Source organism: Xanthomonas sp. JAI131, assembly GCF_013410075.1.
Taxonomy (GTDB): Bacteria; Pseudomonadota; Gammaproteobacteria; order Xanthomonadales; family Xanthomonadaceae; genus Xanthomonas_A; species Xanthomonas_A bonasiae.
Genome location: NZ_JACCCN010000001.1, coordinates 296,035 through 310,913 on the forward strand (window position 1 = coordinate 296,035; position 14,879 = coordinate 310,913).

Sequence of the window (14,879 nt, forward strand, 5' to 3'; positions counted from 1 at the left end):
ACGTCCGTTGCGTTGACGCTAGAGGCGCAGGCGTGACGTCATCGACAACATAACCGCGCATCTCGGTGCTCGTGGTAGACAGTGCGCTTTTCACTGAACGATTAACCGAAAAATCCCTTGAAAACAGCTGTGCCGCGCATGCTCGCTTGATCGGGGCTGGTAACGTCACCATCTTGCGCATGCGTCATTGACGCGGTTGTCGCACCGAGGACAATCGAGACATTCCATCTTTCGCGCGCAGTGCATCCGATCGCAACCGCGCGCCGCAGGAGTCCGCATGTCGCTCGTGCAAGCACGCTTCCATCCTGCCGTCGCCCGCTGGTTCGAGCGCTGTTTTGCCGCGCCGACGCCGGCGCAGCTGGCCGCATGGCCGGCGATCCAGGACGGGCGGCATACCTTGGTGGCGGCGCCCACCGGCTCCGGCAAGACCCTGACCGCGTTCCTCGCCGCGCTCGATGCGCTGCTGCGTGAAGGCCTGCGCGATGGCGGACTCGCCGATCGCACCCAGGTGCTGTACGTGTCACCGCTGAAAGCGCTTTCAAACGATATCCAGCTCAATCTCGAGGCGCCGCTGGCCGGCATCCGCGCCGAGCTGGCCGCGCTGGGCCTGCCCGATGTGGAGATCCGCACCGCGGTGCGCACCGGCGACACCCCGCAGCGCGAGCGCGCGCAGGCGCGGCGGCGTCCGCCGCACGTGCTGGTGACCACGCCCGAGTCGCTGTACGTGCTGCTCGGTTCGGTGTCCGGGCGCGACGCGCTGCGCCACGTGCGCACGGTGATCGTCGACGAGATCCACGCGCTGGCCGCGAACAAGCGCGGCAGCCACCTGGCGCTGTCGCTGCAGCGGCTGCAGCAGTTGTGCGCGACGCCGCCGCTGCGCATCGGCCTGTCGGCGACGCAGAAGCCGATCGATGCGGTCGCGCGCTTTCTGGTCGGCAGCGCTGCGGTGCACGCGGGGCAACCGGATTGCGCGATCGTCGACATCGGCTACGCGCGTGCCCGCGACCTGGCGCTGGAGCTGCCGCCGACGCCGCTCAGCGTGACCATGTCCAACGACCAGTGGCAGCAGGTGTACGCGCGCCTGACCGAGCTGGTGCGCGCGCATCGCACCACGCTGGTGTTCGTCAACACCCGGCGCATGGCCGAACGCACCGCGCGGCACCTGGGCGAACTGCTCGGCAACGAGGCGGTGGCGGCGCACCACGGCAGCCTGGCGCGCGAGGCGCGGCTGCTCGCCGAGCAGCGGCTCAAAGCCGGCCAGTTGCAGGTGCTGGTCGCCACCGCTTCGCTGGAACTGGGCCTGGACATCGGCGACGTGGACCTGGTGTGCCAGCTCGGCTCGCCGCGCTCGATCGCCAGTTTCCTGCAGCGCGCCGGGCGTTCCGGGCATGCCGTCGGCGGCACGCCGAAGGCGCGGCTGTTCCCGCAGTCGCGCGACGATCTGGTCGAATGCGCGGCACTGCTCGACTGCGTGCGCCGCGGCGAACTGGATGCGCTGCGCATCCTCGACGCGCCGCTGGACGTGCTGGCGCAGCAACTGGTTGCCGAGGTGGCCTGCCAGGAATGGGACGAGGACGCGCTGTACGCGCTGGTGCGCGGCGCCTGGCCGTACGCGACGCTGCCGCGCGAGCGCTTCGACACGGTGCTGCGGATGCTGAGCGAAGGCTTCAGCACGCGGCTCGGCCCGCGCGCCGGCTACCTGCATCGCGACGCGGTGCATCGCCGCGTGCGCGAGCGCCGCGGCGCGCGCATGGCGGCGCTGACCTCCGGCGGCACCATTCCCGAGACCGGCGACTACAGCGTGTTGCTGGAGCCGCAGGCCGAGACCATCGGCACGGTCAACGAAGACTTCGCGGTGGAGAGTCTCAGCGGCGACGTGTTCCAGCTCGGCAACGCCAGCTATCGCATCCTGCGCGTGGAGCCGGGGCGGGTGCGGGTGGAAGACGCGCGCGGCGCGCCGCCGAACATCCCGTTCTGGCTCGGCGAAGCGCCGGGGCGCAGCGACGAACTGTCGGCCGGCGTGTCGCGGCTGCGCGCGCAGCTGGAGCGGTGCCTGGAGCAGGGCGGTGCGGCGCAGGCGTTGGCCTGGCTGCACCAGGAACTGGCGCTGGACGCCGCCGCCGCGCAACAACTGGTGGACTATCTGGGCCGCGCCCGCACCGCGCTTGGCGCGCTGCCCACGCAGCGCTGCATCGTGCTGGAGCGCTTCTTCGACGACAGCGGCGGCACCCAGTTGGTGATTCACAGCGTGCATGGCAGCCGCATCAATCGTGCCTGGGGCCTGGCCCTGCGCAAGCGCTTCTGCCGCACCTTCAATTTCGAACTGCAGGCGGCGGTCACCGAGGACGCGATCGTGCTGTCGCTGTCGACCCGGCACAGTTTCGCGCTGGAAGAGGTCGCACGCTACCTGCATGCGTCGTCGGCGCTGGAGGTGCTGGTGCAGGCCTTGCTGGACGCGCCGCTGTTCGGGGTACGCTGGCGCTGGAACGCCACCAACGCGCTGGCCTTGCCGCGCTTCACCGGCGGGCGCAAGGTCGCCCCGCAGCTGCAGCGGATGAAGTCCGAGGATCTGCTCGCCACGGTGTTCCCGGACCAGGTCGCCTGCGCCGAGAACCTGGTCGGCGAGCGCGAGATCCCCGAACACCCGCTGGTCGCGCAGACCCTGCACGACTGTCTGCACGAGGCGATGGACAGCGACGGCTGGCTGCAGCTGCTGCGCGGCATCGAGGACGGCAGCGTGCGCGTGCTGGCGCGCGATCTGGCGGCGCCGTCGCCGCTGGCGGCCGAGGCGCTGGACGCGCGGCCGTACGCGTTCCTCGACGATGCGCCGCTGGAAGAGCGCCGTACCCAGGCCGTGCACAGCCGCCGCTACCAGGATCCGGACAGCGCCGACGACCTCGGCCGGCTCGATCCGGACGCGATCGCCGCGGTGCGCGAGGAAGCCTGGCCGCAGCCGCGCAGCCGCGACGAGATGCACGAGGCGCTGGTCGCGCTCGGCGTGCTGACCGACAGCGAGGCCGCCGCACACGCGGCCTGGCCGAACTGGCTGGCCGAGCTGGCCGCCGACGCGCGTGCCACCCGCCTGCAGGGCAACGGCGGCGACGGCATCGCGCTGTGGGTCGCGGCCGAGTCGCTGGCGCTGATCGCGCCGCTGTATCCGCAGGCCGCCGCGCAGCCGCGCATCGCCGTGCCGGAGGGCTACGCGATCGACGACTGGCAACGCGACCACGCGCTGCGCGAACTGCTGCGCTCGCGCCTGGCGGCCCTGGGTCCGGTGACCGCGGCGGCGCTGGCGGCGCCGCTGCAGATGCCGCTGCGCGAGGTGCAGGCGGCGCTGCTGGCGTTGCAGCAGGACGGCTACATCCTGCCCGGCCGCTTCACTCCCGAGGCCGGCGACGACGAGTGGTGCGAGCGCCATCTGCTGGCGCGCATCCACCGCTACACGCTGGGCCGGCTGCGCCGCGAGATCGAACCGGTGGCGCCGCGCGATTACGCGCGCTTCCTGTTCCGCTGGCAGCACCTGGATGGCGAAGGCCGCGTCGCCGGCGCGGAGGCGCTGGCCAGCGTGCTGGCGCAACTGGAGGGCTTCGAGGCGCCGGCGGCGCTGTGGGAGGCCGACCTGCTGCCGGCGCGGGTGCGCGACTATGCCCCGGCCTGGCTGGACGAACTGTGCAGCGCCGGACGCACGCTGTGGACGCGCCTGCGCCCGGCAGCGGCTGGCGCGGTCGGTGCGGGCGGCACGGGTTCGCTGCGCAGCACGCCGATCCTGCTGCTGCCGCGGCGCAGCGCCACGCAGTGGTCGCGCCTGGCGCCGGCGGCGGCCGAACCGGGCACGCTCGGTTCGCGCGCGCAGAAGGTCGCCGATTACCTGGGGACGCACGGCGCCTCGTTCTTCGACGAGATCGCCGATGCGACGCGGCTGCTGTCCACCGAACTGGAAGAGGCGCTGGCCGAGCTCGTCGGCGCAGGCCGCATCCACTGCGACAGCTACGCCGGCCTGCGCGCGTTGCTGGTACCGGCATCGAAGCGACCGTCGGCGCTGGCCCGGCGCCGGCGCCGGGTGCCGCTGTACGGCATCCAGGATGCGGGACGCTGGGCGCTGCTGCGCGTTGCTGCGGATGCCGACGACGCCGCGGCGCGGGGCGAGGCGCTCGAGCACCTGGCGCGGACTCTGCTGCGCCGCTACGGCGTGATCTGCTGGCGCCTGCTCGAACGCGAGGCGGCGTGGCTGCCGCCGTGGCGCGAGCTGCTGCGCGTCTGTCAGCGCCTGGAGGCGCGCGGCGAGATCCGCGGCGGGCGTTTCATCAGCGGGCTGTCCGGCGAGCAGTTCGCGCTGCCCGAGGCGATCGGCCTGCTGCGCCAGGTGCGGCGGCAGCCGCACGATGGCGCCTGGCTGTGCGTGGCCGCGGCCGATCCGGCCAACCTGCTCGGCAGCGTGCTGCCGGGCAACCGCGTGCCACGCGTGCCCGGCGCGCGGGTGCTGTATCGCGATGGCGTACCGGTGGCGACGTGGGTAGCGGAGCGTTTCGAAACGTTGCAGGACCTGAGCGCGGCCGACAGCGCCGTGGCGCGGCAGCGGCTGACAGAGACGGCGACGTCCGGCACACGCGATGCCATCGCCGAAATGCTCGCCAGCCTGCGTTGAATACGCGGAATACGCGATGTCGCCACGAAGCGGTATCGCGTAACACTAACTCATTCACATAACAACGCGGCGACGCCGCGGTCGTGCGGTTTTCACGTCTTGTCTACAAATAACTTAGGTGTTCATCCCAGTTGTTCGTCACCTGGGCGCGGGCGAAAAACGGCGCACAGAACAAGTGCGGCATGCGTGTCGGGCCTGGCCCAGGCCTCCTGCTGCAGCGCATGAACACTGCGCGGAAAGGCTCGGCGCGTATTCATCGAAGCAGCGCAAATGTGCACGTGTGTGCTGAATTCCGCAGTTGTGCGGCCGATTAAAGGCGACTTTCCGGTCTGCCGATAGCCTTCAAGCAACGGGCGAATGCACGTGCCGCATCGAGTCATCTCGGTCGCATCGCATACGCCGTCGCCATCGTTCCCGATCCACGAGGTGCAACGGGAAGGGACATCCAGACGCGTCGTCGTGGCGCGGTCGTTAGCAAACAATCGGGGAAGACATCATGTTGGGCAATATGAAGATCGGTATCAGGCTTACCTGCGCGTTCCTGATCGTGGCGGCCATCGGCGCGTGCATCGGCGCGATCGGCATCCGCAATTCCGGACGCATCAACGACTACGCCACGCTGCTGTACGAACGCGAGCTGGTCGGCCTGTCCAACGTCAAGGAAGCCAACATCAACCTGATCTATGCGGGCCGCGCACGCGCCAACCTGCAGCTGGCGACCACGCAGGAAGAGCGCGCCAAGCACCTGGCCAACATCGACAAGTACACCGCGAACGTGGTCGATTACATGGCCAAGGCGCGCGTCTCGTTCGACAGCCCCGAATCCAAGGCCAAGCTGGCTCGCTTCGACGAAGTGTGGAAGCAGTTCCTGGCTCAGCGCAGCCGGTTCCTGGAACAGGCCGTGCACGAGCCGCTGCAGCAGGCCAATCCGGATCTCATCGCGCTGTCCACCTCGGTGCGCGGCTTCTCCGACGAACTGGACGTGCTGATGAGCGAACTGGCCACCATCAAGGAGGCCCGCGCCGCCGAAGCGAGCGCGCAAACCAATGCGATCCACGTCAGCAGCGCCAGGATGCTGACCGCGATCATCGCCGGCGGCGTATTGCTCGGCATCGGTCTGGGTTTCTTCATCAGCCGCAGCGTGACCAAGCCGATCGGCAAGGCGGTGGACGTCGCCAACGCGCTGGCCGACGGCGACCTGAGCATCGTGATCGAAACCACGTCCAAGGATGAAGCGGGGCAGTTGCTGCTGGCGATGCGGCGCATGGTCGAGAAACTGCAGCAGGTGGTCGGCGAGGTCAACGCCAGCGCGCAGACCCTGGCCGGCGCGTCGGAAGAAGTCAGCGCGACCGCGCAGTCGCTGAGCCAGGCGTCGACCGAGCAGGCCGCGGGCGTGGAGGAAACCAGCGCCTCGCTGGAGCAGATGACCGCCTCGATCGGGCAGAACACCGAGAACGCGCGCATCACCGACGGCATGGCCGCGCAGGCCGCCAAGGAAACGGTGGAAGGCGGCGAAGCGGTGGTCGCCACGGTGGCGGCGATGAAGCAGATCGCGCAGAAGATCGGCATCATCGACGACATCGCCTACCAGACCAACCTGCTGGCGCTGAACGCGGCGATCGAAGCGGCGCGTGCCGGCGAGCATGGCAAGGGCTTCGCCGTCGTCGCCGCGGAAGTGCGCAAGCTGGCCGAACGCAGCCAGGTGGCCGCGCAGGAGATCGGCGAGGTCGCCGGTTCCAGCGTGGAGCTGGCGGAGAAGGCCGGGCGCCTGCTGGAGACCATCGTGCCCAGCATCAAGAAGACCTCGGACCTGGTGCAGGAGATCGCCGCGGCGTCGCAGGAGCAGTCCTCCGGCGTGGCGCAGATCAACTCGGCGGTGGTGCAGCTGAGCCAGACCACGCAGCAGAACGCCACCGCGTCCGAGGAGCTGGCCGCGACCGCCGAGGAAATGAGTTCGCAGGCCGAGTACCTGCAGCAGTCGATGGCGTTCTTCCGCCTGGGTCACGCCGAGGCGCCGCGGCCGCCGCGCGTCGCCGACAAGCCCAGCGCCAAGGCGATCAGCGGCCGCGTCGAACCCAAGCGTGTGCGCCCGCGCGCGCCGCAGCCGGCCTACGCGATGGCGAGCCCGGACGAATCCCAGTTCGCCAGCTTCTGAGGAGCAGACCATGGGTACGCATCTGGACAACGCAGCAGCCGTGCCGCTGCAGACGCAGGAGGCGCCGTCGCAGTTCCTGACCTTCCAGCTGGAACAGGAACTGTTCGGGCTGAACATCGACGGCATCCACGAGATCATCGAATACCGTGCGCCGACCCCGGTACCGACCATGCCGGCCTGCGTGCGCGGCGTGATCAACCTGCGCGGCGCGGTGGTGCCGGTGGTGGACCTGCAGCTGCGGTTGGGGCGCGCGCCCAGCCGCGTCACCCGGCGCAGCTGCATCGTGATCGTCACCGCCGAGGAAGGCGGCACGATCCAGGCATTCGGCCTGCTGGTCGATGCGGTCAGCGCGGTGCTGGACATCCCGGCGCAGCAGATCGAGGCGGCGCCGTCGTTCGGCAGCGGCATCCGCGACGAGTTGCTGCAGGGCATGGGCAAGCTGGAAGACCGGCTGGTGATCCTGCTGGATCGCGCGCGCCTGCTGCGCGTGGACGATATCGCCGACGTGGCGTTGCCGGCCGCCGCCTGAGGCGGCGCAGCGGCGCCACTGCACCGGCGCGGTGGCTGGGCGACGCGGCGTGGCGGTGTGTACCCGGTACCTGCGCAACGCAGGCGCTGCAGCCGCGGGCACCGCAGCTGGTGCTGCGCAGGCCAGAAGCGGCATCGTCCGAATCGACAGGCGGCTGCCGTGATATGCGCATCACGGCCGCCTCGCTAGTGTCTGCGCGACAGGGCATCCGCCCGCCATCGCGAGATCCGGACCATGGCAGACAACGACAAGCAGCCCGACGCGCAGCAGGGCATCCAGGACGGTCGGCAGGACCGCGCGCAGGACGAGGTGGCCAAGCAGCGCTCCGGACTGGAGGACCAGAAGTTGCGCGAAGCGCACGAGCGCGGACCCAAGTCCGGCGACGGCCAGAAGACCGGCTGAGCCGCGCTTCGCGCGCCGCCATCGGCGCGGCCCGCGAGGCGGCCGCGGTGTGTCGCCAGCGCGCAGACACAAAAAAGCCCCGGAGGCGACTCCGAGGCTTTTCGTCTGAACAAGTGGTGGAGCGGAAGGGGATCGAACCCTCGACCTTCGCATTGCGAACGCGACGCTCTCCCAGCTGAGCTACCGCCCCACATCAGACGCATAGTCTAACTGGCCCGGGGCATGCGTGCCAAGAGGGGCGATGCGAGGCGCCGGCGCGGCGCCTTCGCATCGCTGCCGGTCGGCTGCGGTTGGGGCTGCCGCCGAACGCGGAAATGAGGCGCCGTATCCGGGCAGCCGCCGGGCAGAGCCGATATAATCGTGAGCCGAAATCCTCGCCAGACGATTTCGTCGTTCCGGATGAAATATTCCGTCCGTTCCAAATCTTTTATCCACGGGTCTTTGAAAAATGACGGAAGTTCGCAACTTGCAGCAGATCGCAGAAGCCAAGGCCAAACTGCACGAAGAGATTCGCAAGCTGGAAGAGCAGGAGAAGCAGGCGCGCGAAGGCGAGACCAGCGCCGCGCACGCCAACGTCCTGTCGCTGCTCGAGCAGTTCGCCGAGTTCTTCAGCGCCAAGCAGCGCAACGAGATCGCGGCCTACGTGACCAGCGCCGCGCCGAAGGTGGCCAGCGCCAAGTCCGCCGGCGGCCGCAGCGAGGTCAAGCCGAAGTACCAGCTGCCGCACACCGGCGAGACCTGGTCCGGCCGCGGCCGCACGCCGAAGGCGTTCGCCGCATGGGAAGGGACCGCCGCCTACAACGAATGGAAGGCGCGCCATCCGGATCTGAAGTTCCCGTTGGTCAAATACTGATCGGTCGAAAAAGGCCGGGTTTCCTGGCCTTTTTTATGCGCGGTGGTTTTATGCGGCCTTGGCGTCGCCCGCGTTTTGCCGCGGATACACCGTGGCGGAGAAGCGTTCGATGAAGGGAATGCGCCTGGATTGACCGAAGGCCGGGCGGCGGCATGGTCGTCGCTGTGACTCTTGCGCCGCTGTTCGCGGGCGACAGATCCCTGTAGGAGCGGCTTCAGCCGCGACAGACGTTATCGGTAACGCCCGTCGCGGCTGAAGCCGCTCCTACAAATACCAAATACCCTCCGAATCCCTCAGCCCGCGTTGCCGAGCAGCGGCTGCAGCGTCGCTTCCAGTTCGCGCCGGCGCCAGCCGGCCAGCGGCTGCGGCCATTGGCCGCTTTCCAGCAGGGCTTCCAGGTGCTTGCGCGAGGCGAGCAGGCCGTCGGGCAGGCCGAGCTCGGCGCTGCGTGCGGACACCGCGTCCTGCAGCCGCTTCAAGGCCGCCTTGTTGTCGTCGCTGGAGGCCAGCGCCAGCGGCGCGTCCGCCTCGTCGGGCAGCGGCGTGGTCAGCGCCTGCCACAGCGCGTCGCCGAGCTTGCGCGGCGCCTTGGGGTGCTTGTCCAGCAGCGCCTGCAGCTCCTGGCGGTCGGCCGGCGGGAAGCGCGCCAGGGTGGCGGCCAGTTCGTTGTCCAGGATCCAGCTGCGCGGCTTGTCGCTGTGCCGCGCCTGCACGTCGCGCCAGCGCAGCAGGCGCAACAGGCGCTGCTGCGAGGGCCGGTCCATGAACTGCGCCGAGCGCATGCCCAGGTGCGGCCAGCGCTCGCCTTCGTCGTGCTCCACGGTGCCGAGCAGGCGCTCGCCGTCCTCGTGCAGCCAGGCGCTGCGGTCCAGCGTCTGCAGCCGCTGCTGCAAGGCGTCGTGGATCGCGAACAGGTGGCGCACATCGTCGGCGGCGTAGTCCAGCTGCGCCGGCGACAGCGGGCGGCGCAGCCAGTCCGAGCGGGTTTCGCCCTTGGCCAGGTGCACGCCGGTGATTTCCAGCACCAGCTTCTGGTAGCCCATGCCGGCGCCGATGCCGGCCAGGCCGGCGCCGATCTGGGTGTCGAACAGTGGCCGCGGCAGCGCGCCGCAGGCGCACTTGAACGCCACCAGGTCTTCGCTGGCGCTGTGCATGACCTTGAGGATGGACGGGTCCGACAGCCATGGCGCCAGCGCCTGCGGCATGCCTGGAATCAGCGGGTCGATCAGCAGGATCTCGTCGGCCACCGCCATCTGCACCAGTGCCAGTTGCGGCCAGTAGGTGCGTTCGCGAACGAATTCGGTATCCAGGCCGATCCTGGCCGGGCGCTGCGCCAGCCGTTCGGCCAGCTCGGCGGGTTGCTTGATCCAATAGGGCACGTGGTTTCCGTCGAATGCAGGGTTTGCTCAGGCAGGCGAGAATAGCCTAACGTCGGCCCGCCGGCCGCACGGACGGAGTGGCGCGGATGCCATCGGGAGGCCAATGTCGTTGGGAGGAAGCGTGCGTACGAGCGGCCCTGTGATCGCCTGGACCCTGCTGGCCGCGTTGGCGTGCGGCTGTAGCGGGCCGGCGTCCGCGCCGGCTGCACAACCCGCCAAGTCGCCGCCCGACAAGCCGGCGCAGGCAGCGGCAGCGGCGGCCGGCAAGCCGGTGCAGGCGCCCAGCGTCACCATCGGCGGCGAGGATGCCGCCGAGACGGTGGCGCGCTGGCAGCCGCCGCTGCCGACGCTCGAGCGCGCGCAACTGGCGCAGGCGCGCCGCGACGCCGCGCGCGCGCTGGCCGAGGATCGCCTGTTCGAGGACGCGCAGTCGGCGATCCCGCTGTACCTGGCGATCCGCGCGCTGGCGCCGCAGGACCCGGTCGCGCGCGACGGCCTGCGCAAGGCGCGACGCCGGCTGCTGCAACTCGGCGGCGACCTGCTGCGCGTATCGGAGCAGCAGGAGCAGGCGCTCGAGCGCGCCGATCGCATCGCGATGGTGGCGCTGTCGCTGGATGCCGACGATCCGGCGGTGCGGCGCCTGCAGCAGCGGGTGGAGACCGCGCAGCGGGTGCTGGCCTACAACCGCGCCGGCGAAGACGATCTGCGCGCCGGCCGGCTCGGCGAGGACGGCAACGGCGCGCTCGCCAACTTCCGCGAAGCGCTGCAGTTGGACGCGGACGATGCGCGTGCGCGGCAAGGCGTGGCGGCGGTGGAGAGCGCGCTGATCCGGCGCGCCGAGGCGGCCGCGACGGTGTCCGATTTCGCCGCCGCCGGCAGCTGGCTGGCGCGCGCGGCGCGGATCCGCGACGCCGCCGCCACCGTGCGCGACGCGCGTGCGCGGGTGGAAGGCGTGCGCACCGCGCGCATCGCCGCGCTGCGCGACGCCGGCCTGCGCGACCTGGCCACGCCGGCCGGACTGAAGGCGGCGCGCGAGAAACTGGGCGAGGTGCTGCGCATCGCCGATCCGGGCGATCCGGTGGCGGCGATGCTGCGCGAGCGCATCGACCTGGCCACCCACTACGGCAGCTTCCGCCCCGGCCAGGTGTTCACCGACGGCATGAGCAACGGCGAGCGCGGGCCGCAGATGATCGTGGTGCCGCACGGCGGCTTCCGCATGGGCGCCAGCGACACCGAGCCGGGCGCGATGCCGGCGGAGCAGCCGTTGCACTACGTGCGCTTCGACCGCGGTTTCGCGATGTCGATCACCGAGGTCACCGTGGCCGAGTTCCGCCGCTTCGTCGAGGTCAGCGGCGCGCGGCCGCGGGCGACCCGGCGCGGGCATTCGATCGTCTACGACGAGCGCAGCGGCAATTTCGTGCGCCGCAGCGGCACCGACTGGCAGTCCGGTTACAACGGCGCGCGCGCCGCGCCGAACAGCCCGGTGATGCACGTCAGCGTGCGCGATGCCGAAGCCTACGCGGCGTGGCTGTCGCAGCAGACCGGACGCCACTACCGGCTGCCCAGCGAGGCCGAGTTCGAATACGCGCTGCGCGCCGGCGGCCGCGGCCGCTATCCGTGGGGCAACGCCGGCACGCCGCCGCGCGGCGCCGGCAACTTCACCGGCGGCGGCGACGTCTCGCCCAGCGGCCGGCACTGGAACAACGCCTTCGTCGGCTATGCCGACGGCTTCTGGGGGCCGGCGCCGGTTGCCAGCTTCAAGGCCAATGCCTGGGGCCTGCACGACATGGGCGGCAACCTCAGCGAGTGGGTCGCCGATTGCTGGCATTCCAGCTATCGCCGCGCGCCGGCCGACGGCGCCGCCTGGTACAACCCCGGTTGTCGCTCGCGGGTGGTGCGCGGCGGCAACTGGGCCAACGCGCCGGAGCAGACCCGTGCAGCCTGGCGGTTGATGCAGGACTCCGACACCACCAGCGCCAGGGTCGGTTTTCGCCTGGTGCGCGGAATTTGACGCGGCCGCGCACCGCACGTCGTTACAGTGCGCGGCACAGGCAGGCGCCGTCGCCGCCTACCAGCCAGCAAGGGGATTGGACATGAGCAACGTCTTCGGCCGCCAGGGCGGGGAACAGGGCGGAGGCCGTCGCGGGCCGCTGGGCGGGGTGCGCTGGCTGGTGCTGCTGGGTTTCGCCGTGTACGCGGGCTTCTATTGGTTCTCCAATCGCAGCGAGGATCCGTACACCGGCGAGAAGGTGCTGATCGACAATTCGCTTGGGGTCGAGGACGAGAAGGCGCTGGGCCTGCAGGCTTACCAGGAGATCCTGGCGCAGGAACATCCGGTCGATCCGCAATCGCAGGTGGCGCAGCAGGTGCGCGCGATCGCGCAGCGGCTGATCGCCAAGGTCGACGTGGTCGAGGACGCGCTGGCCGCCGAGCACGGCATGCAGGCCAAGCACTATGCGCGCGGCTTCGACTGGGACGTCAACGTGATCGAGTCCGAGCAGGCCAATGCGTTCTGCCTGCCCGGCGGCAAGATGGCGGTCTACACCGGGCTGTTGCCGGTGGCCAAAAATGCCGATGCGATGGCGGTGGTGATGGGCCACGAGATCGCGCATGCGCTGCTGCGCCACGGTGCGCAACGCATGGCGCAGCAGAAGCTGACCCAGATCGGGCAGATGGCCGGCGCGGCCAGCGGCATGGACCCGCAACAGCAACAGATGGCGATGGCGGCGATGGGCTACGGCTACCTGCTGCCGTACGCGCGCAGCCACGAGACCCAGGCCGACGAGGTCGGGCTGATGCTGGCCGCCGCGGCCTGCTTCGATCCGCAGGAGGCGGTGCCGCTGTGGGAACGGATGAGCGCCAGCAGCGGCGGCCAGGCGCCGCCCGAGTTCTCGTCCACGCACCCGAATCCGGGCACGCGGATCCAGAACCTGCAGGCGCTGATGCCCAAGGCGATGGAGTACCGGCAGCGCTTCTGCGAATCGGCGAAGACCGCGCAGCGTTGAGCGTGGCGGCAGGCGCGGGCGACTGAGCCGGCGTCTGCGGCTGCGCATGTCGGGGCGTGCGCAGCCTGCGCACGCCTGCGCTCAGCGCGTGGACACCTGCGCTGCCGCCGCTGCGGCCGCGTCTGCCGCATCCACCGCATCCGCCACTTGTGGCGCGGCCAGGCGCTGACCGACCGCCAGCAGTTCGACGAACTCGCGCCGGTCGCCGCTGCGGTCCTCGCCGGTCGCCGCGCGCGCCGCGTCGGCCACCTGCGCCCAGTCCCAGCCATCGATGTGGGTACCGCCGCGCAGCAGGTCGGCGTAGGCGGCGACCGCGGCGGCGAAACGCAGATCCGCGCTTGGCTGCGCCGTCGCCGCGGCGGTCGCGATCGTGCTCTGCAACAGGCGGCTGCGCTCCTGCCCCGGCAGCTTGTAGCGCAGCCGCAACTGCGCCAGTTCGCCGGCGTGCAGCGGCGTCTGCGCCGCCGGCGCCGGTGCGGCATAGCGCAAGGCCGGCAGGCGCTGCGGCGCATTGCCCACCGGAGTGATCTCGTACAGCGCGGTGACGCTGTGGCCGGCGCCGATCTCGCCGGCATCGACCTTGTCGTTGGCGAAATCCTCGCGCGCCAGCAACCGGTTCTCGTAGCCGATCAGGCGGTATTCGGCGACCTGCGCCGGATTGAACTCGACCTGGATCTTGACGTCGCGGGCGATGGTCAGCAGCGTGGCCTGCATCTGCTGCACCAGCACCTTGTGCGCCTCGCGCGCCGAATCGATGTAGGCATGGTTGCCGTCGCCGACGTCGGCCAGGCGTTCGGCCATCGCGTCGTTGTAGTTGCCGCGGCCGAAGCCGAGCGTGCTCAGCGCCACGCCGCTGCGGCGCTGGTCGGCGACCAGGGTCTCCAGCGCGCCGCGGTCGACCGTGCCGACGTTGAAGTCGCCGTCGGTGGCCAGGATCACCCGGTTGCTGCCGCCGGCGACGAAACTCTTGCGCGCGGTCGCATAGGCCAGGCGGATGCCGTCGCCGCCGTTGGTGCTGCCGCCGGCCTGCAGCCGTTGCAGCGCGGCGAGGATCTCGGCATGGCGGTCGCCGGGCGTCGGCGGCAGTACCAGTCCGGCCGCACCGGCGTAGACCACGATCGAGACGCGGTCCTGCGCGCGCAGCTGCGGCACCAGCATGGCGAAGGCCTGCTTGAGCAAGGGCAGCTTGTCCGCGCTTTCCATCGAGCCGGAGGTGTCGATCAGGAACACCAGGTTCGCCGGCGGCAATGCCTGGCGCGGGACGTCGTAGCCCTTGATGCCGATCATCAGCAGCTGCCGCTGCGGATTCCACGGCGCGGGCGCCAGTTCGGTGGATACCCGGAACGGCGTGTCGCGGTCGCGCGGGGCCGGGTGCGCGTAGTCGAAGTAGTTGATGAATTCCTCGGCGCGCACCGCATCGGCGGGCGGGCGCTGGCCATCGTGCAGCATGCGCCGCACGTTGGCGTAGCTGCCGGTGTCCACGTCGATCGAAAAGGTGGACAGCGGCTGTTCGCGCGCGCTGTGCACCGGGTTGTCGGTCGGGTGTTCGTAGCGTTCGCGGTCCAGCGGCGGGATCGGCGTCGCGGTCTTGGCCATGCGCACGCGGGCGTCAGCGATGTAGCTGTCGCCGGCCACCGACGCCGCGACCGGTGCCGCGGCCTGCGCCGGCGGCGCCGGTGGGGCGGGCGGAGCCAGCATCCGTGCCGGCGCTGGCGCTGGCTCGGCCAGGCGTTCGCTGGGGGTGTAGGCCTCGGGCACGGCGGCGGCATCGATCGCCGCCGGCGCGCGCGCGGCGACGCGATCGTCGCTGGTGGTGCTGCAGCCTGCCAGCAGCGCGGCGAGGATCAGGGACGGCAGGACGGTGCGGTGCGGGCGTAGTTGCATGGTGGGCGCTCGGTGTGGGTCCGAGGC

The 14,879-nt window shown here is 70.6% G+C and carries 9 protein-coding genes and 1 tRNA gene; 7 read left to right on the forward strand and 3 right to left on the reverse strand.

Translation table 11 applies throughout. The features are described 5' to 3' along the window. The first annotated feature begins 277 nt into the window (after nucleotides 1–277). The 4 genes from HDC36_RS01295 (at nucleotide 278) to HDC36_RS01310 (ending at nucleotide 7,731) form a co-directional block, all read left to right on the forward strand. A complete protein-coding gene (locus tag HDC36_RS01295; protein ID WP_179563864.1) occupies nucleotides 278–4,645 on the forward strand; it encodes a DEAD/DEAH box helicase in 4,368 nt (1,455 codons plus the stop codon). A gap of 496 nt (nucleotides 4,646–5,141) precedes the next feature. Then, the gene (locus HDC36_RS01300) at nucleotides 5,142–6,800 is read left to right on the forward strand and encodes a methyl-accepting chemotaxis protein (protein WP_179563865.1); all 1,659 of its coding nucleotides are present in this window, start codon (nucleotides 5,142–5,144) and stop codon (nucleotides 6,798–6,800) included. Between the two features lie 10 nt (nucleotides 6,801–6,810). Beyond that, nucleotides 6,811–7,329, forward strand: coding sequence for a chemotaxis protein CheW (locus HDC36_RS01305; protein ID WP_179563866.1), 519 nt, complete (start codon nucleotides 6,811–6,813; stop codon nucleotides 7,327–7,329). 234 nt (nucleotides 7,330–7,563) lie between these two features. Beyond that, nucleotides 7,564–7,731 carry a hypothetical protein gene (locus HDC36_RS01310; protein WP_179563867.1) on the forward strand — a complete coding sequence of 56 codons (168 nt, stop codon included), beginning with the start codon at nucleotides 7,564–7,566 and terminating at the stop codon, nucleotides 7,729–7,731. 114 nt (nucleotides 7,732–7,845) lie between these two features. Here HDC36_RS01310 and HDC36_RS01315 read toward each other — a convergent pair. Beyond that, nucleotides 7,846–7,921 (reverse strand) — tRNA-Ala (locus HDC36_RS01315). Between the two features lie 258 nt (nucleotides 7,922–8,179). On the opposite strand from HDC36_RS01315, the gene HDC36_RS01320 reads away from it, so the two are divergent. Next, on the forward strand, nucleotides 8,180–8,584 hold the full coding sequence (locus HDC36_RS01320) for an H-NS family nucleoid-associated regulatory protein (RefSeq protein ID WP_179563868.1): 405 nt from the start codon (nucleotides 8,180–8,182) through the stop codon (nucleotides 8,582–8,584). Between the two features lie 293 nt (nucleotides 8,585–8,877). Here HDC36_RS01320 and rnd read toward each other — a convergent pair whose 3' ends face one another. Next, entirely contained in the window at nucleotides 8,878–9,963 is a 1,086-nt protein-coding gene (gene rnd / locus HDC36_RS01325; RefSeq protein WP_179563869.1) for a ribonuclease D, read from the reverse strand. A gap of 103 nt (nucleotides 9,964–10,066) precedes the next feature. On the opposite strand from rnd, the gene HDC36_RS01330 reads away from it, so the two are divergent. Next, nucleotides 10,067–11,974: a formylglycine-generating enzyme family protein gene (locus HDC36_RS01330; protein ID WP_179563870.1), complete on the forward strand. Its 1,908-nt coding sequence runs from the start codon at nucleotides 10,067–10,069 to the stop codon at nucleotides 11,972–11,974. A gap of 82 nt (nucleotides 11,975–12,056) precedes the next feature. Further along, complete coding sequence (locus HDC36_RS01335) at nucleotides 12,057–12,968, forward strand: M48 family metallopeptidase (RefSeq protein WP_179563871.1); 912 nt, start codon at nucleotides 12,057–12,059, stop codon at nucleotides 12,966–12,968. Between the two features lie 81 nt (nucleotides 12,969–13,049). Here HDC36_RS01335 and HDC36_RS01340 read toward each other — a convergent pair whose 3' ends face one another. Next, nucleotides 13,050–14,852 (reverse strand): VWA domain-containing protein, encoded by a 1,803-nt coding sequence (locus HDC36_RS01340; RefSeq protein ID WP_179563872.1) that lies wholly within the window; start codon nucleotides 14,850–14,852, stop codon nucleotides 13,050–13,052. Nucleotides 14,853–14,879: the final 27 nt, after the last annotated feature.